Source organism: Streptosporangium sp. NPDC002524 (assembly GCF_040295985.1).
Taxonomy (GTDB): Bacteria; Actinomycetota; Actinomycetes; order Streptosporangiales; family Streptosporangiaceae; genus Streptosporangium.
This window is the reverse complement of record NZ_JBEOWK010000036.1, coordinates 1-21118: the sequence shown is the minus strand read 5'-3', so window position 1 is coordinate 21118 and position 21118 is coordinate 1. Positions and strand designations below refer to the sequence as shown.

Below are 21118 nucleotides of genomic sequence, written 5' to 3'. Positions count from 1 at the left end.
TCGGTAGCCTGCTCGACGCCCCCGACTCCTGAGGACCGGGCCCGCCCCGCGCGACGAGGCACCAGAAAACCTCTGTCGTGGAGGGTTGGCGACACGGGTGAGGTTGATGTGACCGGATCGAGCGTAGGCGGGATGAGCTCGACGGGATGAGCGCGGCGGTCAAGCACGCCCGTCGGCCTCGATCCGGCCGATCTGGTGGCCGACCCGTTCACGCCTCCGCGCGTATTCGATGATGAGACACACCACACGGCGCCGCCTGTCCGGTGAACTCAGCTGAGGACCCTGCGGGCCACCGTGGTGATGTGCAGTTCGTCGGGGCCGTCGAGGAGGCGGGCCATCCGGCCGGTGCGAAACAGCGCGGGCAGCGGGGTGTCGGGGCCCAGTCCGGCCGCGCCGTGGACCTGGATGGCCGCGTCGGTGACCTGTTGCAGCATCCGGGCGGCGGCCACCTTCGCCAGGCCGGTCTCGACTCTGGCGTCCCGTCCCGCCTCCACCAGGGCGACGGCCTCGAACACCAGCGGGCGGGTGGTCCTGATCGCGAGCAGGGCTTCGAAGACGAGCGCCTGGACGAGTTGCAGGTCGGCGAGCCGTCCCGAGGCCGCTGGCCGTGAGCGGGCCCGCTCGCGCATGAGGGTGAAGGCGCGTTCGGCCTGGCCGAGCCAGCGCAGGCAGCGCAGCAGGCGGCCGAGCCGCACCCGTTCGGCGAGCACGCGCAGCCCTCGCCCGGCCTCCCCGAGGAGGTGGCCGGGCGGGACGGTGACCGCGTCCAGGGCGATCTCCCACTGGCCGCCCGCGCCGAGGACCGGCAGCTCACGAATCACGCGGAAGCCGGGCGCGCGGGTGGGGACGAGCAGCAGGGACAGGCCGGTCGTGGAGGGCGGGGTGCCGCAGGTACGGGCGAGCACGGCGGCCAGGTCCGCGTCGCCCGCGCCGGTGACGAACCACTTGCGCCCACAGACCGTCCAGGAGCCGTCGGGCTCTTGTGTGGCCCGGGTGGTGGTGAGGCCGGGTTCGGAGGCGCGTCCGGTTCGGTCATCGCGTTGCACATGGTCAGCTGCCCGCTCGCCACCCGGGGCAGGTAGAGGTCCCGTACGGCGGGGTCGGCGTGTCCGGTCAGGGTGGTCACGTCCAGCAGTGTCGTGGACCCGAGCACGCCCGGGCCGTGGTCGCTCGCGCCTTCGGCCTCGGCCACGTGCGCGTACTCCGTCAGCGACAGGCCCGCGCCGCCCAGTTCCGCCGGCAGCGGCAGTCCCCAGAGGCCTTCGGCGCGTGCCCGGCTCCTGAGCCGGGTGAGGAGTTCGCGTGCGGGCGCGCCGCCCGCGTCCAGTTCCACCTCGTGCGGCATGACCTGCTCCCGGACGAACCCGGCCACCCGCTCGCGCAGGGCGAGCACCCGCGGCGGGCAGGTGGGCGCGCCCCAGATGTCCCCGTCGGACAGTCCGGTATCGGTGGTGACGGCGGGCTGCTGTGGCATTCCAACTCCGTACATGTCGGGAACTGATTGAAAATTTCATCCGACTTCCTGCTGTGGAACAGGTCGCGGGATCGCGTCGCGGAGTTCCCGTTCGCGTCGGGCACGACTCGCGGTCACCACCGCGGGAGAGGAGAGCCATGGCACACTCCGTCACCGTCACAGCGGCACACCCGCTTGACGGCCTTGGCCTGCGGATGGCGGGGCCACCCGCCCTCACCGCCGTCGCCGCCCGGCATCTGGCCCTGCTGGGCGCCACCGGCCCCGGATCGGCCGCGTCGGGCGGTCCCGGGATCGTGTCCCTGAGCGATACGGGCGGACCCCCGCTCAGCGCCGAGATCGTCTGGGCCGAGATCGCCTCGCCGGAGGAGGTGAGCGACGAGGCCACCGCGCAGGCCGCGACCGGGGTCGCCCACGTGCACGGCCGCCGCGACGGCGAACCGCGCGGCCTGGCCGCCGACTACCTGACGACCACGTGCTCGGTACTGGCCGTCCAGGGACTCCTGGCCGCTCTGATCGGCCGGGCCCGCGGCCGCGCGGTCGAGACCGTGCGGACCGGGGTGGACCTGGCCGGGCTGCTCGCCGTCGGCCAGTACCTGGCCGCCGCCACCGCAGGGGAGGCGGAGGCGGTGCCGTTCTCACCCGGCGGACCGCCCTTCACCACGGCCGACGGCGTGTGCTTCGAGGTCGAGACCCTCGACCCGGCCGTGTGGACGACCTTCTGGCGGGCGCTGGGGGTGGCCGAGCGCCTCGCCGGATCGGCGTGGAAGTCCTTCCAGTTCCGCTACGCCACGGCCTGCTGCCCGCTCCCCGCAGAACTGCACGCACGGGTCGGCGCGGCGAACTGGGAGGAGGTACGCCACGCCGCGAAGGAGTCCGGAGCCTCGGTGTGCGCGCTGCGCTCCCTCGCCGGCCGCCTGGCCGAACCCCGCCCGGCGGCGCCCTGGCGGTTGTCGCCGCTTCTCCCGGCCTCCGGCCCGCCCTCGCCGGGCGCGGCGGCCGAGACCGTCCGGCCGCTGGCCGGGCTCACGGTCCTGGAGGCCGGGCGGCGGATCCAGGCGCCGCTCACCGCCCACCTGCTGGGCCTGCTGGGTGCCGACGTGGTGCGGATCGAGCCGCCCGGCGGGGATCCGCTGCGCGGCATGCCGCCCATGTGCGGTGACCTGTCGGCCCGGTGGCTCGCGCTCAACCGGGGCAAACGCGCGGTGGAGATCGACATCAAGTCGGCCGGGGGCCGGGCCGAGCTGCGCGACCTGGCCGCGGGCGCGGACGTCTTCGTGCACAACTGGGCACCGGGCACGGCCGAGCGCCTGGGCCTGGACGACCGCGACCTGTCGGCGGTCAACCCCGCCCTGGTCTACGCCTACACCAGCGGCTGGGCCGGGCGGCTGGCCGACGTGCCGCTGGGAACCGACTTCATGGTCCAGGCCCGCACCGGCGTGGGTGAGGCCGTACGGCCCGCCGGTGAGGTGGCCGCGCCGTCGCTGATGACCCTGCTGGACGTCCTCGGCGGCCTGCTCGGCGCCGAGGCGGTGCTCGCCGGACTCCTGCTGCGCGAGCGCGACGGCCGCGGAGTGCGGGTGGACTCCTCACTGCTGGGCGCGGCCGAGGTGCTCACCGGGCCCGCCCTGCGCCGGGCCGCCGGCGGCGGGGACTCCCGCGCCCCGGAGGGGTTTCGCCGCCCCCTGCGGACGGCCGACGGCTGGGTGAGCGTCGCCGACGACTCCGCCGGACGGCTGGGCGCGGCCTTCCCCGGCGAGATCGCCGAGATGACCTCGGCCGAGGCCCTGGCCTCGCTCCGGCGCCGGGGGCTGCGGGCCACCGCCGTGACGACCGCCCTGGAGGCGCTGCCCGCCGACCCGCGTTTCGCCTCAGCCCTCACCCGTGACGAGCACGGGGCCCTGGCCGTACCCGCTCCCTGGAGGTTCGCATGACGCCGCGCCTGGACGACCTGGTACCCGCCACTTTGAGGCGCCGGTGGGCCGCCGAGGGTACCTGCCCGGACCTCGACCTGTACGCCTTGTTCCGCACCCGTCGCCTGGCCGCCCCGGATCGGATCGCGGTGATCGACGCGGCGGGCGAGCTCACCTACGCCGAACTGGACCGCCTGGCCCGGGCGGGCGCGGCCGGGCTGCGCGGGCTCGGCGTCTGCGCGGGCGACGTCGTCGGCGTCCAGCTGCCCAACGGCCGGGACGCGGTCGTGGCGGACCTGGCCCTGGCGGCGCTCGGCGCGGTGGCGCTGCCGTTCCCCGCGGGGCGGGGGGTGGCCGAGGCGACCTCCCTGCTGGGCCGTTCCGGCGCGCGGGCCGTCGTCGCCGCCGTCGACCACCGGGGCGCCGCCCACGCCCGCGACCTGGTGGCCGCCGCCGGCGACCTGCCGGGCCTGCGGGCGGTGATCGCCGCCGGTCCGCAGGAGCCTCCGCCGGGCAGCGTCGCCTGGAGCCGGGTGCTGTCGGCCGACGGCGGCGCCTTCGTCCCGGCCAGGCCCGACCCCGACGGCGCGGCCCGCATCCTGGTCTCTTCGGGGTCGGAGTCGGAACCCAAGATGATCGCCTACTCCCACAACGCGCTCGCCGGCGGGCGGGGCAACTTCATGGCCACCCTCATCCCCGGCGAGAGCACGCCGCGCTGCCTGTTCCTGGTCCCGCTCGCCTCGGCCTTCGGCAGCAACGGCACCGCCGTCACCCTGGCCCGGCACGGCGGCTGCCTGGTGCTCCTGGAGCATTTCTCTCCCCGGGCCGCGCTGGCGGCGATCCGGGAGCATCGGCCCACCCATGTGCTGGCCGTACCGACCATGATCCGCATGATGCTCGACCACCCGGACGCCGGGCCGATGCCACCCATGACGGCCCTGGTGCTGGGCGGCGCCGAACTGGACGCGGCCACGGCGGCCGAGGCGGGCCAGGCGTTCGGCTGCCCAGTGATCAACCTGTACGGCTCCGCCGACGGGGTGAACTGCCACAGCGGGTTCCGGCCGGTCCCGATGAGCGATCCCGGCCCCGGCGTGGTGGTGGGCCTGCCGGATCCTCGGGTGGCGGAGATCCGCATCGCCGCCGCGCCGGACGGAGAGCGGTTCGGCGAGATCATCGCACGGGGCCCGATGACCCCGATGTGCTACGTCGGCGCACCGGAGCTGAACCAGCGCTACCGCACCGCCGAAGGCTGGGTCCGCACCGGTGACCTGGGGCTGATCGACGCCGACGGGCGGCTGCGCCTGGTCGGCAGGCTCAAGCAGGTCGTCATCCGCGGCGGTGTGAACATCAGCTTGGCCGAGGTGGAGCACGCGCTGGCCGACCATCCCGGGATACGCGAGGTGGTGTGCCTGGGCGTGCCCGACCAGGTGATGGGGGAGCGGCTGGCGGCCTGTGTGGTGCCGCGCCCCGGCCACGTTCCCGACCTCGCCGGCCTCACCTCCCACCTGCTTCGGCAGGGACTCGATCGGGGCAGACACCCTGAACACCTGCTGGTGGTGGAGGAACTGCCGCTGACCCCGGCGGGCAAGCCCGACCGGAACGCGTTACGCGATCTGCTGCTTCGCGGGTAGCGCGGATCGGTGTGATCTTCCCGGACCGGGGCGGCTCCGGCCCGGGAAGGGTCTTCGGTCAGGCGGCCCGGTCGGCGGCCTCAAGCGATTGGATCAACTGGCTGCGAGCGCGCGCCACCCGGGAGCGCACCGTACCGATGGGGCAGCCGATCAGTGAGGCGGCCTCGGCGTAGGGCAGTCCGACGACCTGGGTGAGCACGAAGGCCTCGCGCCGCTCACGTGGCACCTTGGCCAGCAGGTCCGCCAGGACCACCCCGTCCTCGCCTCCCGGTAGCCCGCGGGGCTGACATCGTTCGGCGGCGGCCTGCCAGTCGGCGAGATCGGCGATCCTCGGGCGGCAGGACGCCGAGCGGAACCGGTCGACGACAACCCGCCGGGCGATGGACAGCAACCAGGTCCTGGCCGAGGAGCGGCCGGCGAAGCGGGGCAGGCTCCGCAGGACGCGCACGAACGTCTCCTGGGTCAGATCCTCGGCCGACGGGCTCCCGGCCAGATAGGCGACGAACCTGCGGACATCGGTGTAGACCGCGCGGGTGAAGGCCTCGACGTCCGCGGGCGCTCCTCCGCGCGCGGCCAGTGCGAGGACCGTCAGCTGCTCGTCGGAGCACGCGGTGGTGTCGTGGTCGGGGGCGCGGTGATCGCGCGTGACAGAACTCATGATGGTCGTTCCTCGGGTCGCAGTGCAGAGCGGTGCAGAACGGATACACGGTTCGAAGAGAGGCGGCCCCTGACGGGCTGGTGGAGGAGACAGGGGCGCCGACAGGGCACGGACGCCGGGAGGCGGGCCGCGGGGTCGCGGAGCGCGAGGCGGCCGGAAAGCCTCCCGCGCGGGCCGCGTCATCACGCCCGCTGCCGCGGGAACCCCGGCGGGCCCGCGAGCGACTGTCTGGAGCGCGGCCGTCACGAGGACTCCGCGAGGGGAAGGAGGCCGCGATGCGGCGGGAACGACCGGCGGGCCCCACACCCGGCAGGGCCGGGGAACGGCGGGTGACCGTCCTGCTCACCGCGGCCATGGGCGTGTCGATGCTCCAGCTGTTCCTGATCGGCGCTCTCGGCCCGCGCCTGGTCGCCGAAGCGGGTGTCTCCCGTACGGCGATCGGCCTGACCACGACCGCCGGGTTCGGGGTCGCCGCGCTGCTGTCGCTCACCGCCGGCCGCTGGGTGGACCGGCTGGGTGCCCGTCGCTGCCTGGTCGTCCTGCTGCTGCTGGCCGCGGTGGCGCTGGCTTTGATCGGCGCCGCCTCGAACACGTTCGTCCTGCTGGCGGCGGTGGCACTGGGCGGGCTGCCGCAGGCTCTGGCCAACCCCGCCACCAACAAGATCATCGTGGCGGTGGTCGGACCGGCCAGGCGCGGCGCGGTCACCGGCTGGAAGCAGTCCGGGGTGCAGCTCGGCGCCTTCGCGGCCGGACTGCCGCTGGCGGCGCTCGCCGCCTGGGCAGGATGGCGCGGCTCGGTGTGGACGGCCGCCGCGCTCGCCGCCCTCATCGCCTGCTGGGCCCTTCGCGCCCTGCCACCCGACCCCGGCCCCGCACAGGCGCCACTCCGGGACATGCCGCGCGCCCGCGTCGGCCGGCTGGCGCTGTTCTCCTTCCTGCTGGGGTGCGGGATCGCCGCGGTGAACACCTACCTCGCGCTCTTCGGGGCCGAGCGGCTGGGACTGGGACCGGTGGTGGCGGCGTGGCTGGTCGCCGCGCTGGGCGTCACCGGCGTGGCAGGCCGGGTCGGCTGGTCGCGGCGGGCGGGCCGGCTGGGCCGGTCCGAGGTGCTGCTTGCTCCTTTGGCGGCGGGAGCGTGCGGGGCCGCGCTGCTGCTCGCGGCGGCCTCGTCGGCCCCCTTTCTGGTCTGGGTGGGGGCCGCGGCCGTCGGCGCCTTCGCCGTCGCGGGCAACGCGGTCACGATGGTCGCGGTGATCAAGCGTGCCGATCCTCGCGGCGCCGGTCGCGACTCCGCGCTTGTCTCGGCGGGCTTCTTCGCCGGTTTCGCCGCCGGGCCGCCCCTGTTCGCGATCCTCGTCGAACTTTGGGGGTACGGGCCGGGCTGGGTGCTGGTGGCCGCCGAGTTCGCTGCCGCCACCGCCGTCGCGGCGCCGTTGCGGTCGCGGGCCGGAGCACCGCGATGAGGTGGGCGGGCAGGGCACTGGCGGAGCTCCTCGTCCGGGCGGGGGACACCGAAGCCGAAGTGGGCGGGCGGTGGCCGCTGCACGCCGATCCCGGCTCCGGCCGCTGGACGACCACCGCCCGCGGGTCATGGACCGGTGGTTTCTGGGCGGGACTGCTCTGGCTGCGAGCGATCACGAGCGGGGAACGCGCCGACCGGGCCGCCGCCACCGGCCGCACCGCGCTGCTCGCCCCCTGGGTCGAGGCCGACACCGCGACCCGGGGCCTGATCCTCTGGTACGGCACCGCTTTCGGCGTGGCGGGCGGAGACGCCGCGGCGGCGGTGCTCCGCGACCGCGCCGCCCAGGCCTGCCTGAACGCCTGCGATCCCCGGCTCGGGCTGGTGCCCTGGGGGAGGGCGTTCGGCGGACCTCGTGAGGTGGCCCGGGTCGACGGGCTGCCCGGCCTCCTGCGACTCCTGCGCCTGCGAGGACCCGGTGGAATCACCGCCGCCGGCGACCAGCTCGGACTGCAGCTCGGGCTGACACTTGGGGAACGGGAGCCGCGCCCGGCCTGGCGGGCGCTGCCGGACGGCACCTGGGCTCCCCACCCCGATCCGGCGCCCGGCTGGAGCCGTACGACGGCCTGGCTGTCCCTGGCGGTCGCCGACACCGGCGACGAGGCGCAGCAACGCGAGCTGCTGGCCCATCCCCGGGTGGCCGCCCGCTTCGCGGCGGCCTCGCCCGCCGTTCCCCCGGCACGTCCCGGCGGGCCGCCCGACACCTCGGCCGCCGCGATCGAGGCCGTGGCCGCTCTCAAACTGGCCGCGCGATCCTCCGTCACCTGCCCGCGGGAGGCGGGCCGGTTGCGGGAGCGGGCCGTCGCCGTGCTGCGCGAGCTGGTCACGGCGCACCTGCGCGACGGCCGCCTCCTGGACGGGTGCTACGACATCGAGCACGGCGTGGCCACCCACCACGAGCTGGTGTGGGGCGACTTCTTCCTGGCCGTGGGCCTGGCGATCCTCACCGAAGTGATCGACCCCTTCACCTGCTGAGCACCGTGGCCGGCGCCTGGGCGACGGCTTGGCGGGGACGGTCCGGCAACCGAGGACAGCGCCGGGCGACGTGAGTGAGGGCATGCCGAACCTGGACAGTGCGATGGACGCGCACAGGCCGACCGGTCCTGCGCCGACGATGAGCACGGGAGCGTCCACGTTCCTCCTTTCCGGAAAACGGGGGTGGGGCGCCTCGCGCGGAACCGCCCCACGAGGGGTCAGCCCAGGGCCGCGGTCAGCGCGTCGGCGCCTGCCCGGTACACGGCGAGCAGGTCCAGCCCCCGGTCGGGGAAGTTGTTGATGACCACGCGCTCGGCCTGCACGCCGGACAGGGCGTCGCCGCCGGGCATGGCGGAGTTGTCGAGCACCAGCCGGGGTTTGGTGGCGGCCAGCTCGGAGATCTGGCCGGCGGTGGGCGGCTGCGGGCCGAACACCCCGGCGGGCCGGGCGCCGGCCAGGTCGGCGGCCCAGGTCACGAACGCCTGCGAGACGATCACCGGCGCGGTGCCCTCGGTGGCGGCGGTGACCTTCTCCTTCAGCGCGGTGTACTCGGTGTCGAAGGTCGCGGTCCACGCCTCGGCGGCCTGGGCGGTGCCGAACTCACCGCCCAGGCGCCGTACCTCGGCCTTGACCTTGTCGGGGGCGTTGTCCAGGGAGACCTCGATCAGCTTGGCCTCGGACCCGGCGGCCTCCTTCAGCTTGCCGGCGAAGCCCTCGAAGGCCGCGTACAGCACCACGTCGGCCTGGGCGACCTTGGCCAGGTCGGAGGGCTTGGGGTCGTAGTCGGCGGCGTGGTGCACGCCGGGCGGGACGATCACCGTGATGTCGGTCGCACCCGCGGCCTTGGCGAACCCCGCCTCCCAGGTGGAGGCGGCGACCACCTTCAGGCCGCCTTCCGAGGGGGAGGCGGCGGGGGAGGCCTCCTGGGTGCTCCCGCAGCCGGCCACGATCAGCGCGGTGACGGCCGCCAGGGCGGCGAGACGGAATCGGCGCAAGATGATCATTTCGTGAGGATCCTTTCCGGGATCGAGTAGAGGAGGACGGTGCACAGCCCGCCGACCAGCACCAGCACCGGGCCGGGCGGGAAGTCCAGAAGCAGGGCGAGCAGGAAGCCGCCCAGGTTGAAGGCCAGCCCGAAGGCGACCGACCAGCCGACCATGGCCGACAGGGAGCGGCCGACCCGGCGCGCGGCCAGGGCGGGCAGCAGGGTGAGCGCGTCGACCAGCAACGCCCCGGTCAGCCGGATGGCCGAGGCGATCGCCACCGCGATCACCACCAGCAGGATCAGCGTGAGCCGCTCTGCGGCCACCCCCGAGCAGACGGCCAGTTCCCGGTCGTGCAGCAGCAGGGCCAGGTCCTTGCGGCGCAGCCCGTACAGCGCCGGGACGAGCGCGGCCAGGACGGCGAGCGCGGCCACGTCCCCGGGGCGGGTCGCCAGGATCGACCCCCACAGCAGCTCGAACGCCCCGTTGGCGTTCACCCCGGAGATCGACAGCACCAGCAGTGCCGCCGCGATGGCCAGCGTCATCAGCAGGCCCATCGCCCCGGACAGTCCCGCGCCGCTGCGGGCCAGCGGGGTGAGCGCGCCGCCGGTCAGCCCGCACAGCACCAGCGCGCACAGCAGCGGGTCCAGGCCGGTCAGCAGGCCGATCGCGATGCCCAGCAGCGCGACGTGCATCATCGCGAAACGCACCGGCATGATGTCCAGCCCCACGATGAACACCCCGACGATCGGCAGCGCCACCGAGCCGAGCAGCAGCGCCAGCAGGGCGAGCCGGACCGAGGGGATCTCCAGCAGCGTCCAGATCGAGGTCACCGGACCTCCCGCAGCCGCCCGGCGGCCATCTCGGCCACCCGCCCGCACGCCTGGGCGACCACCCGGTCGTGGGTGACCACCACCACGCTCACCGCCAGGCCGGCCAGCACGCCGGCGACCTGCTCCTGACCGGCGAAGTCCAGGGCGGCGGTCGGCTCGTCGGCCAGCACCAGCCCCGCCCCGGCCGCGACCTGCCCCAGCGCCCGCGCCAGGTAGGCGCGCTGCAACTGGCCGCCCGACAACGTGGCCAGCGGGCGTTCCAGCAGGGCGCCCACCCCCAGGTCCTCGGCGGCGGCGAACGCCCGTTCGGCGTGCCCGCCGCTGGCCAGCAGCTCGCGGACCAGCAGCGGGAAGCGCCCGGCCGCCTGGCGCTGCGGGATCCAGGCGACCTCGGCGCGGCGGCGGGCCCAGTCGGCAGGAGTACGCGCCCGCCGCCCCGAGACCTCGATCACACCGGAGACCTCGCGGTGCAGCCCCAGCAGCGCGCGCAGCAGCGTGCTCTTGCCCGAGCCGTTGGTGCCGGTGATGGCCAGATGCTCACCCGGGGCGAGGTCCAGGTCGACGGCGTCCACCGCCAGGAGCCTGCCGTGCCGGCAGCTCACGGCGGACAGCCGCAGGCCGGCGCTCGGCGGGGAGTCGGAAAGGGGGACGGGCATGGGCGTACTCCGGGTGGGGGGTAGGGGCACGGCGGCAGCCGGGCGGACACAGGTCCGCCCGGGAGGGCATCGTGAGGAGACGGGACCGCCTGCAGAGGTCAGCCCGTGATGAGGGAGCGGCTCAGCCGCGCACGGGCGGCGGGGCCCGCCCGCTGAGCGCGTACCGCAGTAACGCCGACCGCAACAGGGGCGGGGCGGGAGAACTCGTGAACCACGGGCCGGCGGGGGCGGCCGTCTGGCCGCACCGGACCCTCAGCAGCCGCAGCAGCCGGACGGCGAGGCGGCGCAACATCGCCCAGAGCGCGGCCTCGCCGCGCGCCAGCCACAGCGCGGCCAGCGCTCCGGCCCAGCCGTGCGCCACCACCATGCCCAGGCCGGGGACCAGCCCGGAGCCCGAGTGCGCGTGGCCGGCGGCCTCGGCCAGCGGCGTGATGAGGTGGACCGTGGAAAAGAGCAGATGCAGCGCCACCTGCGTACCCGCAAGCAACGGCCAGATCACCGCCAGGCCGCGCTCGCCGCCGGTCGCGGGCAGCGCCACCAGGAACGCCAGCGCCAGGGCGCACGCCGCCGACGGCGCGGAGACGAAGCCGCCGCCGGAGATGTGGGCGAGCACGCCCAGCCCCAGGCACACCACGGCGAAGGCCGCGGCGCGGGCCAGGCGTAACGTCAGGTGCGCGGGCATGGGCGGCGGATCACTCCGCGCCGCCGGGACGGCGCCGGCGGGAGGCCGACGACCAGATGCCCGCGCCGATCACCACGAGCGCGAGGAGCGCGATCCAGGTCCAGCCCGGCAGGCCCCGGGAGGTCTCCTGGTCGTCGGCCGCCGAGACAGGGCCGCCGGCCACGGCGGGGGCGGGCGAGACGGGGGCGGGCGAGGCGGGTCGCGCGGCCGGCGACGGAACGGCGGAGGCCTCGGGCTCCGACGTCGGGGTGAGAGCCGCGGACGGGGTGGCGGACGGGGTGGCGGACGGGGTCGCCGGGGCGGTCACGGTGAAGGGGATCTCTCCCTCGATCGGGTGGCCGTCGGAGGAGACCACCCGCCAGGCGATCACGTACCTGCCCGGCGTCGGCGGCTCGGGAACGTCGGAGGTGACCGTGTCACCGCTCGCCCTGGCCTTGCCGATGTCGATGACCGTGTCGTCCGCCGTGCGCAGCGCGACCACGGGGAAGCGCATCCGGGAGCTGAACTTCAATGTGATCCGCTCGACGGCGGAGACCTTGGCGTTCTTGGCCGGGGAGCTGCTCTTGAGACGGTCGTGGGCGAGCGCGGCGGGTGCGCCGAGCAGGACGAACAGGGCGCAGCACAGCGCGGTGACAACGGTTGTGCGGACAAGTCGTGGCAGGGACGCCATCGCGGGCTCCAGAAAGGACCTTTCGCCGTGCCCTCAGCGCGGACCGGCGAGAACGGAAGGGACGCCTCCAGCGCAGAAGCAGGAGAAGGGCGTCGTGGTCACGGGGGCACGCCGCCCACCGGACCTTTCCTCCAGGTCCTTCAGCCGGCGTGTCGCGGCACGGGCGGGCCGCGCCGCCGCAGCACCGGTGAGATCTCCCAGCCGCCGTACGGCCGGATGCCGGTGGACGCGACGGCCCGCCACACCGGCGCCGCCATCTCGGCGGGGACGGCGAACAGCAACCGGATCAGCGGCCTTGGCCCGCCGTACAGGCGGATCATCAGCCACAGGGCGCTCTCCCCGCGATGCAGCCACCAGCCGGTGCCCAGCGCCACCACCAGGTGAACCACCGTCATGCCCAGCCCGGAATGGCCGTGCTCGGCCGACGACATCGCGTGCGACGCGGGCGCGGCACGGCCGAACAGCTCGTGCAGCAGGATCTGCGCCCCGGTGGTCGCGCCGAGCACGACCTCCACCCCGCGCTCGCGCCCGTTCAGCGCGTACGCCACGCAGAAGGCGATCAGCGCGCCGAGAACGGCCAGCTGTGGCGGGATCAGGCCGCCTCCGGCCAGGGCGTGGCCGCCCGCGGAGACCGCGAGGCACATCGTCGCGAAGACGACGGCTCGCGGCACGCGCAGCACCGACGCCGTAGGGGTCACAAGCGACATCTTGTCAGGCGGGTGGTCCGCCGAGAAGACCGGGATCGTGGATCATGTCGTCGGCCGTCGCGGCCGGGGGCGCCCACCTCATGCCCGGAGATACGCGGGAGGTGGCCCGGCGGTTCATCCGGCGGGCGCCCGGCCGTGCGTGCGAAACCGGCCCCGGCCGAGGCGCGGGCCGGGCTCGGCCGGTCTTCGCTCCACCGTCGTGGCGGGGAGGTTCCCGTTCCGGCCCGACGGCCGGTGTCACCGTGGCGGTACAGGTTGTCGCCGGAGACAGGGCGTGGAGACCGTGTGAGGCGTCGATACGGTGTCCGCTTCACCGACGGGACACCGCTCGACGCCGCCGCAAGTGGAACTTCGACCGGTGGGTGGGCGACAAGAGGTTCACCTTCTTCCACGCCCCGCAGGTCATCTCCGCCGTGGACACCCTCGGGCTCCGGCACCGTCCGGCTGACGCTGTCGGAGCCGTACGAGCCGCTGTTGCGGGAGATGTCGATCGTGCGGCCGGTACGGCTGCTCAGCCCGGAGTCCACGGCCGCCGACGTGCTGCCCCCAACCCTGCCCGCCGAGGTGAGGCCCTACCCGGAGACGGGGGTGCCGCAGGTGAGTCTGCGAACCGGAGGGAGCCGCCTCACGAACTGAACCCTTCTTCGTACTCTCTACCGCTAATTTCTGCACTCAGCCTCCTCGAAGGCTCACCCGCGTGACCACCGCGGCCGCGCCGACCACCGGGCCGCCCGCGCTCTCTTGCGGATGCGGCGCGACGCGGCCGCCACCCGAGCCCCTCGTCCGGCGGCCGCCGCGTGAGCGTGACGGCCGACCGCGCCGACCGCGCCGACCGCGCCGACCGCGCGTCATCGGCGCGCTCAAGCCGGCCAGATGCTACGCCGAGGTGGGTAACGCCACCCACCAGAGGTAGCGGCCCGGGCCAGGAAGGCGCGTCCAGCGCTCGGCCGCCACATACCCGCCCCGCTCGGCGGGGCGGCGAGCTCGCCGTTGATGACTGAGGTGGGGCGGCTTGCGACGGGGGCGGTGACGGCGTGCTCCGCGGCTCCCCGAGGGCCGACCAGCCCGCACCGTCATTCACCCTTGACTATGAACATTGGGCACGGCATATTCATACTCCAAGATGACCATTTCGAATGCTGCCGACGCCGACGTGGACGCGTTGAACCGCGTCTTCCTCGCGCTGGCCGATCCGACCAGACGCGCGATTCTCCAGCGACTGGGCGAGGGCGAAGCGCGGGTGACGACGCTGGCCGAACCGTTCTCGATCTCGCTCAACTCGGTGTCGAAACACCTGCAGGCGCTCGAGGGGGCCGGCCTCGTGATCCGGCGTCGCTCGGGTCGCGAGCATCTGCTGTCGCTGAGCCCCGAAGCGCTCGACCGTGCCGCCGAGTGGATCGCGCAGACCCAGAGCTTCTGGAGCAGCGGCATGGCGGCGATGGACGCCCTCCTCAGCGTCCGGAACATCGACGAAAAGGAACAAGGAGCTCATGACCAAACGAACTGACGACCTCATCACGGCGAGCGTCACCCATCGTTTCGCGGCGTCGCCGGAGGCGGTGTTCGACGCCTGGCTCGATCCTGAGCTCGTCGGGCAGTGGATGGCGGCCGCCCTCGCCGAGTCGTCGCCGGGCACCGAGCTGACGAGCGTGACGATCGACGCGCGCGTGGGCGGCACCTTCACCTTCATCGACAGCCGTGACGAGGACCAGGACGGCCCGACCGGCACCTACCTGCAGATCGACCGCCCCCGCCGCCTGGTGTTCACCTGGCTGCCGGAAGACGGCGAGCATTCGGTGGTCACGATCGACATCGAGCCGGCCGGCGAGGGGTGCGTGCTCACCCTGGTGCATGAGATGGACAGCAGGTGGGTCGATTTCGTCGACCGTACCGCCGAGGCCTGGGCGCGAATGGCCCGCCAGATCAACGCGGCTCTATAGACCCGATATCGGTGTCATCGGGGCATGACGAGCATCCGAACGGAAAGTCCCGTTAGCGGGGGGCACGCAGGACATCAACTCTGTCCGGTCACCCGGCGGCATCACTCCAGATCAACGCCTCCGTGTTGGTTACCGCACTGATTCGGTCTCGTGGACCGTTCGGCGGCAGACCGCCGAAACCGGCTCTCGCCGAGTGGCACCGCAGTCCGCGTGACACCTGACCGGTGCCCCTTTCCAGGGCACTTGACCTGCTCATTCCTTCGGCGAGACGCATTCGAACGGAAGGTCACGACAAGCCGCTCAACTCTGCTCCGCTAACGGGACTTTCCGCTCGGATGCGCGTCATGCCCCATCACAGGCTCCACAGTCCTTCGCCTAGTGTGGTGAGCCCGCCGGTCAGTGCGAGCAGTAGCACGATCAGCAGCCGGGCCGGCCTTTCGGGTACCCGCTGGGCGAGTGCCGCGCCGATCACCGACCCGGTCGCGATCATGGCCGCCACCAGCAGCCAGATCGGCGCGGTGAGCTGGGGCAGGCCCTTGGCCGCGACGGAGAGCGCGTTCACCACGAGCCCGTAGAAACGACTCCTCGCGGGTGCTCTTCATCGGTGATCAGACACAGCCTTTACACACACAACAGCGTGATCAACGGCATTTCTCCATCGCCACCACGACCGACAGGCCTGATGCGGTCAGCCGGCGCCACCGTCTGTGCGGCCGCTTGGTCGTGGCCGTGACGCAACTCTTGATAGATCGCGTGAAGCATCGGCAACTGCGCGTTGGCCGGCTCGGCTGCGATTCTGTTCTCGTCGCCCAGGTGGGGTTGCCGCGGTTCGAGCGGCCGGCTCGCGTCGCCGAGAACGGCGTGCCGGGTAACTCCCGATCCCCGTCATTCGGCGAGAACTACTTGACGTTCGGCGTCAAGTAGTTGATGCTGATCACCACTGCTTGACGTCCGACGTCAAGTAGGGGAGGAAACATGAACGCCTGGACGGAGGCGCGCGACGCGCTCGCGAACGATCTGGAGAGGGTCGTCGGCAGCCGGCTGCTCGATCCGCTCGACATCCTCTTCGGCACCGCGGACCTGATGCGAGACCGGCTGACGGCGCAGTCCCGCGCCTGGGCCGAGACGCTGCTGGGCCAGGACGACCAGGCCGCGACGCACACCGCGATCCGCCTGGTGAGCGCCCTGTATCCCGGCGACGCCCCGTTCGACCCACCGGCCGCGTGGTGGGGCACTCCCTTCGGCCAGGCCGTGCTCCGGCGGGCGGGGCATCCCAGCGCCGTCGCCGTCTCCGTGTCCGTGGCCGCGGGCATGCTCGGCATCACCCGCCAGGGCGTTCATGACCTGGCCAACCGCGGCAAGCTCGAACGGCATCCTCCCGGCATCACCGTCGCCTCCGTCCGCGTCCGGCTCGCCACCCGCGCACCGGACCCCGTAAAGGGAGATCACACATGATCAGCGACCACGCCGCTCCCGGCGGCCTCCTCCCGCTCGGCGACGGACCCGCCGTCGGCCGTCTCGGCTTCGGAGCCATGCAGCTGCCGGGAGCCGGTGCCTGGGGACCGCCCGAGGACCCCGCGACGGCCCGCGCCGTCCTGCGCCGGGCGGTCGAACTCGGTGTCACCCATATCGACACCAGCGACTTCTACGGCCCGCACGTGGCCAACGACCTCATCCGCGAGGCCCTTCACCCCTATCCCGACAACCTGGTGATCGCCACCAAGGTCGGGGTGGTCCGCGACGAATGGCGCGGCTGGAACCCCGCCGCCACACCGGCCGAACTGCGCGACCAGGTCGAGGAGAACCTCTCCCGGCTCGGCAGGGCCCGCCTCGACCTGGTCTACCTGCGGGTCGGCGGCGACGGCCTGCTCTTCCCCGACGAGACCCCCTTCGCCGAATCCTTCGCCACGCTCGTCGAGCTGCGAGGACGCGGTCTCATCCGGCACCTCGGGCTCAGCGGGGCCACCACCGCCCAGCTGGCCCAGGCCCGCGAGCTGGCCCCCGTGGCCGCGGTGCAGAACCGCTTCCACCTCCTCGACCGGGGCAGCTCCGACGTCCTCGCCGCCTGCGAGGAGCACGGGATCGCCTTCGTCCCGTACTTCCCCCTCTCCGCGGGGATGCTCAGGCCCGGCCTGGACACGTCACAGGCTCCCCCTGGCATGGCTCCCACCCGGGAGCAGGAGCTGACGCTGGACGACGTCGCCGGGCGTCACGGCGCGAGCCGCGCCCAGGTGATACTCGCCTGGCTGCTGGCCCGCTCGCCGGTCACCTTCGCCATCCCCGGGACCTCCTCCGTCGCCCACCTGGAGGAGAACGTCGCCGCGGCCGGCCTGCGACTGACCGAGGACGACATCGCCCGGTTGGACAAGCTCGCCTGACTCTCCTGCGTCCGGCGGTTCGCCATCGGTGGACGCCGACCCACGGGAAGGCCCGCCGACGAGGACGCCGACCGGCAGCGAGACTCAAGCGAGACTTATCGGCGGGTAGACCGACCGGCCAAGGTGAGCACGCCGGCCGATGGGATCCAACCGGCGGGCTCGGCGATCAGTTCGGATGCGCCGAAGCCGTTCCCGGTGAGCCCGGTCCCGAGCCCGGGCCGGCGAAATCGTGCGCGGATCCCGCTCGTCGTCGGGATCGGGTGGATACCACGCTCTGCCGGCCACACGATCGCGTTCGCGGCGGCCTCCACCGCTGCTCGTGCCGCCCTGTCAGCTGTTCCCACGGTGGCTTCTTCCATCTCACCCAGCGTGTGATCGAGCCGATGCTCAAGCAGGGTGGCGGCACATTGTGAACATCGTGAACATCGTGAACATCGCCACCACCCTGGCTGATCGCCCCTGCGTTCCCCCAGGATCCGGCGACCTGCAACACCTTGATCTTCGGCCCGGCCGGCGGGGAGTGGCTGACCGGCACCTTCACGTCTGGTTCGTCATCTACGCCCGATGCCCCCGGCGTTCCCGGGGGCATCGGTGTCCCCTCGTGAAAGCTGTCGGCCGCGGAGCCGTGAACGCGTTCTCGGCCCAGGTGCGTCTGCTCCAGGAGAGCCCATCTCGGCGGGTCTCAGCTCCCCTTCCACGACCACAATCGTATGATTCGGAGCACCTTGCTCACACAGAGTGACCGAGGTGAACGGGTGGCCGAGCCGATTCCGGCGTGCGCCGTCCTAACGGCGCAGCGCATCAACCGGCCTGCCGATGCCCTGGCCATGTAGGCGATGACCTGGACCATTCGCACAAGGAGCGATCGATGGCTGAGATCTACGACCATCGGGGAGACCCGGTCACGCACGGCCGGGCGCACGTCAACGGCATCCGCATGCACTACGTGACCGCCGGGCAGGGCGAACCACTGCTCCTGCTGCACGGGACGCCGAAGAACCATTTCTACTGGTACAAGCTGATCCCGCTGCTGACCGAGCATTTCACGGTCGTCGCCCCTGATCTGCGCGGTTTCGGCCACAGCGACAAGCCCCCGGCCGAGGCCGGCTACGACAGCCTCACCAGCACCACCGACCTGGCCGAACTCATGGACCGGCTCGGTCACGCGAACTTCCACATCCACGGCGAGGACCGGGGAGCAGAATACGGCTATGTCCTCGCCGCCACGCGGCCCGAGCGGGTCAAGACGCTGTCGTTCGGCGAGATGCTGCTGTCGGGGCAGGGCCTGGAGGAATGGTCGAACTTCACGCCGGACCACCTCTCGGCCCAGTACCGGCACCAAGGGATCTGGCTGTGGCACATCCCGTTCTTCTGGATGCCGCACATCCCGGAGATGCTGATCACCGGGCGTGAGCGGGAGTTCTGGGAGTACTTCATCGACGCCGAGACCTACAACCCCCAAGCCGTCTCCGAAGAGGCGATCTCCGAGTGGATCGGCCGCCTCAAGGTGCCCGGTGGCCTGCGCGGGTGCCTGGAGAGCTACCGCGCCGGGCTCGAGAACGCCCGCATCAACCGTGACCTCGGACAGAAGAAGCTGACCCTGCCGATCATGACGGTGAGCGGGACCGAGTTCTTCGGCCCTCTCGTCGCCGATCAGATGCGCATGGTCTCTGAAGGCGTCGAACGCAACGAGGTCTTCGACAAATGCGGCCACCTGCTTGCGCTTGAAGCCGAGGAGCGGCTGGCCACCATCCTGCGCGACTTCATGCTGAGGCGCTGAGCCTGCCGTCTGGCTACCAACCGATCGTTTCAAAATGAGGTCCGAAGGCGGCGCAGGCAGATGAGGCCGCCCGCCGGGTCGAGCAAACCTTGACGGAGGCCGGCGCGGTGCTCGTAGCGACCCGGAGCCGTCTGAACTGGTGCAGCCGGGCGAAGGTCCGCTCGACCACCCACCGGACGGCACCCAGCCCGGAGCAGTGCGAGGTGCCGCGGCGGGCGATGGCCGGCGTGATCCCGCGCGTGCGCAGGGGGAGGACACGTCGCTGATCTTCCACGGGCGGCGTGTCTGTCACCAGCCGACACCTCCGTTCATTTTGAAACGAGCTGTAAGACGCTCACGCCCTTGCGGCGCGGCAGGCATCCACCTCGTCGGCCGCCCACAGCGGGGGCCAGGACGCGAGGTTGCAGCATCTTCTGCGAATTAGTTCAGCAATTGACGGAGAGGATCCCGATCGTCCAGAGAATCGTTCATTGCCTGGAGTGCGACGGTGTGGGGGACGCCGGTCGCTCGGGCGATCTCGCGAGCCAGAGCCGGGGGGTCCGGGATCGTCGGGTAGCTCGGAGGGCTGACCCAGATCTCGGGACCTTGCGAGTCGGCCTCTCGATCGGAGGTGTCCGGGGTGAGTTGTGCGTAGTAACTCTGCTGGGCGGGGTCCCAGCCCCAGACACTCTGGCGGCGCCAGCCGGCCAATTCCAGGTTGTACATCGGAAAGGAGACCAAGGCATGCTCCCGTTCATGATCGGGTGAAATTGACTGTCATGCTAGATCAGGCGAGAAGAGCCGGGGGCTCTTGGCAGCATTCGGCCACGTCTGTGGGGATCGCATTCTGCTCATCCGGGCGTCGTCAAATGCGATCAGCTGACAGGAATGTCCCCGCGAGCAAGTTCCCTCAGCCTCACCCCCGGAGCATGACAACGAGCTCACGGGCGGCCTGCTCGCTTCCCTCACGGCGAGGGCGGTTGTGCCGGCGTTGCGGGGCAGATGGCGTTCGCGCCGAAGCGGGCCCGTGCCCGGTCCGCGGCGTCCTCGAGGCGGCGTCGCTTGTCGTCGCCGGGATCCAGGACGAGTTGTCGTACGGCGTGCTCGTCGTGCGTAAGATGCTCGGCGCGTACGGCGATGACGCGTACGGCGATGACGAGGACGCGGGCCCGCTGGAGCCCGAGCCGGGCATGCAGGTCGTAGGCGCACAGGCGGCACGGGCAGGGGTGTGCGCGGTGGGCTCGTCCAGAGCGCGCGAGCGCCGGGTGCTGGTGCCGCCGGCGTGGGTAAGGCTCAGCGCGAGCCGCGCGGTGACCCGCCGGGCCGCGCGCAGCCGCAGGCCGAGCCCTTCGGTGAGATCGAGCAACACCCGCCGGTGCGCGCCGGGATCGAGCTCGTCGCGGGGGGAGTCGTGCGCACATCCCATCGACGCGGGCGGGGCCGCGGCATGGACGGGCCGGGGGTCGTGGCCGCGGGCGCGCGTCGACAGCGTCAGCGCGGTGGCCGCGCCGAGGATGCGCTGCAAGGTGAGGAGCGGCACCCGGCGGAGGTCGCCGATGGAGTGGATGCCGTAGCTCGCCAAGGTGGTGGCCGTCGCCGGGCCCACGCCGAGCCCACGCCGAGCCCACGCCGAGCCCACGCCGAGCCCACGCCGAGCCCACGCCGAGCCCACGCCGAGCCCACGCCGAGCCCACGCCGGGCAGGTTCGGCCACCGGCCGCGGGGTGAGGAAGGCGGCGACGGCCTCGGGGTCGGGCGCGATGACGGTGATGGTGCCGGGGGCGGTGGCGGCGGCCGCCATGGCGGCGATCATGGGGTTGCATCCCGCGCCGATCGTGGCCCGCAGCCCGAGGTGGGCGGCCAGGCGCAGGCGCACGAGCTGAGCCGGACCCCGGGGCCAGGCCTCGGCGCCGGAGTCGAAGTACCTGCGGGCCTCGGTGACGTCGAGAAGGGCTACGGCGATCTGTCGTTCATGAACTACTCCCGGTACTACCAGGGAGAGCCCGAAGGCGACAACGGCGAGCACGCTTACTGGACGGCGTTCGACTGGCAGGTCGGGGCTCGTCTTATCGCCAGGCCGTTCGGTTGTGGGTGGTGTCAGGAGGGGTCGTCGTGTGACGTGGATTTCTTGACGGCGTCCTCCTCTCGAAGGTGTCCCCAGCCCCGGGTGGAGGTGTTGTGACCTGTAAGCGATGGCCGTCACCTGGATGTGGTTAGCACAGCGATCTCTTGGGCGGGGTCCTGGTCGGCCTGGTCGGCCTGGTCGGCGGGGTCGGCTTTCGGGCGCGTGTTGCGCAGTGCGGTCTCGACGCGGCGGTTGCTGGTCATGGTCGCGGTGACGGCG

Annotated in this window: 22 protein-coding genes and 3 pseudogenes; 12 read left to right on the top strand and 13 right to left on the bottom strand. The window is 72.7% G+C overall.

The genetic code is table 11. The features are described 5' to 3' along the window. Positions 1–269: 269 nt before the first annotated feature. The 3 genes and pseudogenes from ABT053_RS39085 to ABT053_RS39075 form a co-directional block, all read right to left on the bottom strand. Complete coding sequence (locus ABT053_RS39085) at positions 270–821, bottom strand: acyl-CoA dehydrogenase family protein (RefSeq protein WP_350976408.1); 552 nt, start codon at positions 819–821, stop codon at positions 270–272. A gap of 21 nt (positions 822–842) precedes the next feature. Then, positions 843–1046 (bottom strand): annotated as a pseudogene (locus ABT053_RS39080) (acyl-CoA dehydrogenase family protein); the annotation flags it as partial. Positions 1047–1114: 68 nt separating this feature from the next. Continuing rightward, a pseudogene (locus ABT053_RS39075) lies at positions 1115–1345 on the bottom strand (acyl-CoA dehydrogenase family protein); the annotation flags it as partial. 266 nt (positions 1346–1611) lie between these two features. On the opposite strand from ABT053_RS39075, the gene ABT053_RS39070 reads away from it, so the two are divergent. Further along, positions 1612–3405, top strand: coding sequence for a CoA transferase (locus ABT053_RS39070; RefSeq protein WP_350976310.1), 1794 nt, complete (start codon positions 1612–1614; stop codon positions 3403–3405). Further along, a complete protein-coding gene (locus ABT053_RS39065; RefSeq protein WP_350976309.1) occupies positions 3402–5015 on the top strand; it encodes a class I adenylate-forming enzyme family protein in 1614 nt (537 codons plus the stop codon). Before ABT053_RS39070 ends, ABT053_RS39065 begins: the two co-directional genes overlap by 4 nt. Before the next feature lie 58 nt (positions 5016–5073). Here ABT053_RS39065 and ABT053_RS39060 read toward each other — a convergent pair whose 3' ends face one another. Further along, positions 5074–5673 carry a sigma-70 family RNA polymerase sigma factor gene (locus tag ABT053_RS39060; protein ID WP_350976307.1) on the bottom strand — a complete coding sequence of 200 codons (600 nt, stop codon included), beginning with the start codon at positions 5671–5673 and terminating at the stop codon, positions 5074–5076. Positions 5674–5948: 275 nt separating this feature from the next. Here ABT053_RS39060 and ABT053_RS39055 point away from each other — a divergent pair, with 275 nt between their 5' ends. Both ABT053_RS39055 and ABT053_RS39050 read left to right on the top strand, forming a co-directional pair. After that, positions 5949–7136, top strand: a complete 1188-nt coding sequence (locus ABT053_RS39055) for an MFS transporter (RefSeq protein ID WP_350976306.1) — start codon at positions 5949–5951, stop codon at positions 7134–7136. Next, complete coding sequence (locus ABT053_RS39050) at positions 7133–8167, top strand: hypothetical protein (RefSeq protein ID WP_350976305.1); 1035 nt, start codon at positions 7133–7135, stop codon at positions 8165–8167. The genes ABT053_RS39055 and ABT053_RS39050 overlap by 4 nt, the downstream gene beginning before the upstream one ends. 218 nt (positions 8168–8385) lie before the next feature. Here ABT053_RS39050 and ABT053_RS39045 read toward each other — a convergent pair whose 3' ends face one another. The 6 genes from ABT053_RS39045 to ABT053_RS39020 form a co-directional block, all read right to left on the bottom strand. Then, the gene (locus ABT053_RS39045) at positions 8386–9171 is read right to left on the bottom strand and encodes a metal ABC transporter solute-binding protein, Zn/Mn family (RefSeq protein ID WP_350976304.1); all 786 of its coding nucleotides are present in this window, start codon (positions 9169–9171) and stop codon (positions 8386–8388) included. Next, a complete protein-coding gene (locus ABT053_RS39040) occupies positions 9168–9983 on the bottom strand; it encodes a metal ABC transporter permease (protein ID WP_350976303.1) in 816 nt (271 codons plus the stop codon). The genes ABT053_RS39045 and ABT053_RS39040 overlap by 4 nt, the downstream gene beginning before the upstream one ends. Continuing rightward, positions 9980–10639, bottom strand: coding sequence for a metal ABC transporter ATP-binding protein (locus tag ABT053_RS39035; RefSeq protein ID WP_350976301.1), 660 nt, complete (start codon positions 10637–10639; stop codon positions 9980–9982). Before ABT053_RS39035 ends, ABT053_RS39040 begins: the two co-directional genes overlap by 4 nt. A 121-nt stretch (positions 10640–10760) precedes the next feature. Continuing rightward, on the bottom strand, positions 10761–11321 hold the full coding sequence (locus ABT053_RS39030) for an MFS transporter (RefSeq protein WP_350976299.1): 561 nt from the start codon (positions 11319–11321) through the stop codon (positions 10761–10763). 10 nt (positions 11322–11331) lie between these two features. Beyond that, positions 11332–11991 carry a copper resistance CopC family protein gene (locus tag ABT053_RS39025; protein ID WP_350976297.1) on the bottom strand — a complete coding sequence of 220 codons (660 nt, stop codon included), beginning with the start codon at positions 11989–11991 and terminating at the stop codon, positions 11332–11334. A gap of 140 nt (positions 11992–12131) precedes the next feature. After that, a complete protein-coding gene (locus ABT053_RS39020; RefSeq protein ID WP_350976295.1) occupies positions 12132–12689 on the bottom strand; it encodes a hypothetical protein in 558 nt (185 codons plus the stop codon). A 492-nt stretch (positions 12690–13181) separates the two neighbouring features. Between ABT053_RS39020 and ABT053_RS39015 the strand changes: the two genes are divergently transcribed. The 3 genes from ABT053_RS39015 (at position 13182) to ABT053_RS39005 (ending at position 14638) form a co-directional block, all read left to right on the top strand. After that, entirely contained in the window at positions 13182–13334 is a 153-nt protein-coding gene (locus ABT053_RS39015; protein ID WP_350976293.1) for a hypothetical protein, read from the top strand. 487 nt (positions 13335–13821) lie between these two features. Continuing rightward, a complete protein-coding gene (locus ABT053_RS39010) occupies positions 13822–14205 on the top strand; it encodes an ArsR/SmtB family transcription factor (RefSeq protein WP_350976291.1) in 384 nt (127 codons plus the stop codon). Further along, positions 14189–14638: an SRPBCC family protein gene (locus tag ABT053_RS39005; protein ID WP_350976290.1), complete on the top strand. Its 450-nt coding sequence runs from the start codon at positions 14189–14191 to the stop codon at positions 14636–14638. Before ABT053_RS39010 ends, ABT053_RS39005 begins: the two co-directional genes overlap by 17 nt. Positions 14639–14990: 352 nt before the next feature. Here the strand turns inward: ABT053_RS39005 and ABT053_RS39000 are convergent, their stop codons facing one another. After that, positions 14991–15200: a hypothetical protein gene (locus ABT053_RS39000; protein ID WP_350976288.1), complete on the bottom strand. Its 210-nt coding sequence runs from the start codon at positions 15198–15200 to the stop codon at positions 14991–14993. Positions 15201–15229: 29 nt separating this feature from the next. On the opposite strand from ABT053_RS39000, the gene ABT053_RS38995 reads away from it, so the two are divergent. From ABT053_RS38995 to ABT053_RS38980, 4 genes are all read left to right on the top strand, one after another. Further along, positions 15230–15562 carry a hypothetical protein gene (locus tag ABT053_RS38995; protein ID WP_350976286.1) on the top strand — a complete coding sequence of 111 codons (333 nt, stop codon included), beginning with the start codon at positions 15230–15232 and terminating at the stop codon, positions 15560–15562. Positions 15563–15613: 51 nt separating this feature from the next. After that, the gene (locus ABT053_RS38990) at positions 15614–16093 is read left to right on the top strand and encodes a hypothetical protein (protein ID WP_350976284.1); all 480 of its coding nucleotides are present in this window, start codon (positions 15614–15616) and stop codon (positions 16091–16093) included. Continuing rightward, a complete protein-coding gene (locus ABT053_RS38985) occupies positions 16090–17016 on the top strand; it encodes an oxidoreductase (protein ID WP_350976283.1) in 927 nt (308 codons plus the stop codon). The genes ABT053_RS38990 and ABT053_RS38985 overlap by 4 nt, the downstream gene beginning before the upstream one ends. 868 nt (positions 17017–17884) lie before the next feature. Continuing rightward, positions 17885–18796 (top strand): alpha/beta fold hydrolase, encoded by a 912-nt coding sequence (locus ABT053_RS38980; protein ID WP_350976282.1) that lies wholly within the window; start codon positions 17885–17887, stop codon positions 18794–18796. A 29-nt stretch (positions 18797–18825) separates the two neighbouring features. Here the strand turns inward: ABT053_RS38980 and ABT053_RS38975 are convergent. Next, positions 18826–19043 (bottom strand): annotated as a pseudogene (locus tag ABT053_RS38975) (transposase); the annotation flags it as partial. 648 nt (positions 19044–19691) lie between these two features. Continuing rightward, positions 19692–20381, bottom strand: a complete 690-nt coding sequence (locus ABT053_RS38970; protein ID WP_350976280.1) for a DinB/UmuC family translesion DNA polymerase — start codon at positions 20379–20381, stop codon at positions 19692–19694. Positions 20382–20534: 153 nt separating this feature from the next. Between ABT053_RS38970 and ABT053_RS38965 the strand changes: the two genes are divergently transcribed. Beyond that, positions 20535–20657, top strand: coding sequence for a hypothetical protein (locus ABT053_RS38965; RefSeq protein WP_350976279.1), 123 nt, complete (start codon positions 20535–20537; stop codon positions 20655–20657). Positions 20658–21118: the final 461 nt, after the last annotated feature.

Coding starts and splice junctions, on each gene's coding strand:
- ABT053_RS39070 (WP_350976310.1), top strand. CDS start 1,612: ATGGCACACTCCGTCACCGTCACAGCGGCACACCCGCTTGACGGCCTT.
- ABT053_RS39065 (WP_350976309.1), top strand. CDS start 3,402: ATGACGCCGCGCCTGGACGACCTGGTACCCGCCACTTTGAGGCGCCGG.
- ABT053_RS39060 (WP_350976307.1), bottom strand. CDS start 5,673: ATGAGTTCTGTCACGCGCGATCACCGCGCCCCCGACCACGACACCACC.
- ABT053_RS39055 (WP_350976306.1), top strand. CDS start 5,949: ATGCGGCGGGAACGACCGGCGGGCCCCACACCCGGCAGGGCCGGGGAA.
- ABT053_RS39050 (WP_350976305.1), top strand. CDS start 7,133: ATGAGGTGGGCGGGCAGGGCACTGGCGGAGCTCCTCGTCCGGGCGGGG.
- ABT053_RS39045 (WP_350976304.1), bottom strand. CDS start 9,171: ATGATCATCTTGCGCCGATTCCGTCTCGCCGCCCTGGCGGCCGTCACC.
- ABT053_RS39035 (WP_350976301.1), bottom strand. CDS start 10,639: ATGCCCGTCCCCCTTTCCGACTCCCCGCCGAGCGCCGGCCTGCGGCTG.
- ABT053_RS39030 (WP_350976299.1), bottom strand. CDS start 11,321: ATGCCCGCGCACCTGACGTTACGCCTGGCCCGCGCCGCGGCCTTCGCC.
- ABT053_RS39025 (WP_350976297.1), bottom strand. CDS start 11,991: ATGGCGTCCCTGCCACGACTTGTCCGCACAACCGTTGTCACCGCGCTG.
- ABT053_RS39015 (WP_350976293.1), top strand. CDS start 13,182: ATGTCGATCGTGCGGCCGGTACGGCTGCTCAGCCCGGAGTCCACGGCC.
- ABT053_RS39010 (WP_350976291.1), top strand. CDS start 13,822: ATGACCATTTCGAATGCTGCCGACGCCGACGTGGACGCGTTGAACCGC.
- ABT053_RS39005 (WP_350976290.1), top strand. CDS start 14,189: ATGACCAAACGAACTGACGACCTCATCACGGCGAGCGTCACCCATCGT.
- ABT053_RS38990 (WP_350976284.1), top strand. CDS start 15,614: ATGAACGCCTGGACGGAGGCGCGCGACGCGCTCGCGAACGATCTGGAG.
- ABT053_RS38985 (WP_350976283.1), top strand. CDS start 16,090: ATGATCAGCGACCACGCCGCTCCCGGCGGCCTCCTCCCGCTCGGCGAC.
- ABT053_RS38980 (WP_350976282.1), top strand. CDS start 17,885: ATGGCTGAGATCTACGACCATCGGGGAGACCCGGTCACGCACGGCCGG.
- ABT053_RS38965 (WP_350976279.1), top strand. CDS start 20,535: ATGACGGTGATGGTGCCGGGGGCGGTGGCGGCGGCCGCCATGGCGGCG.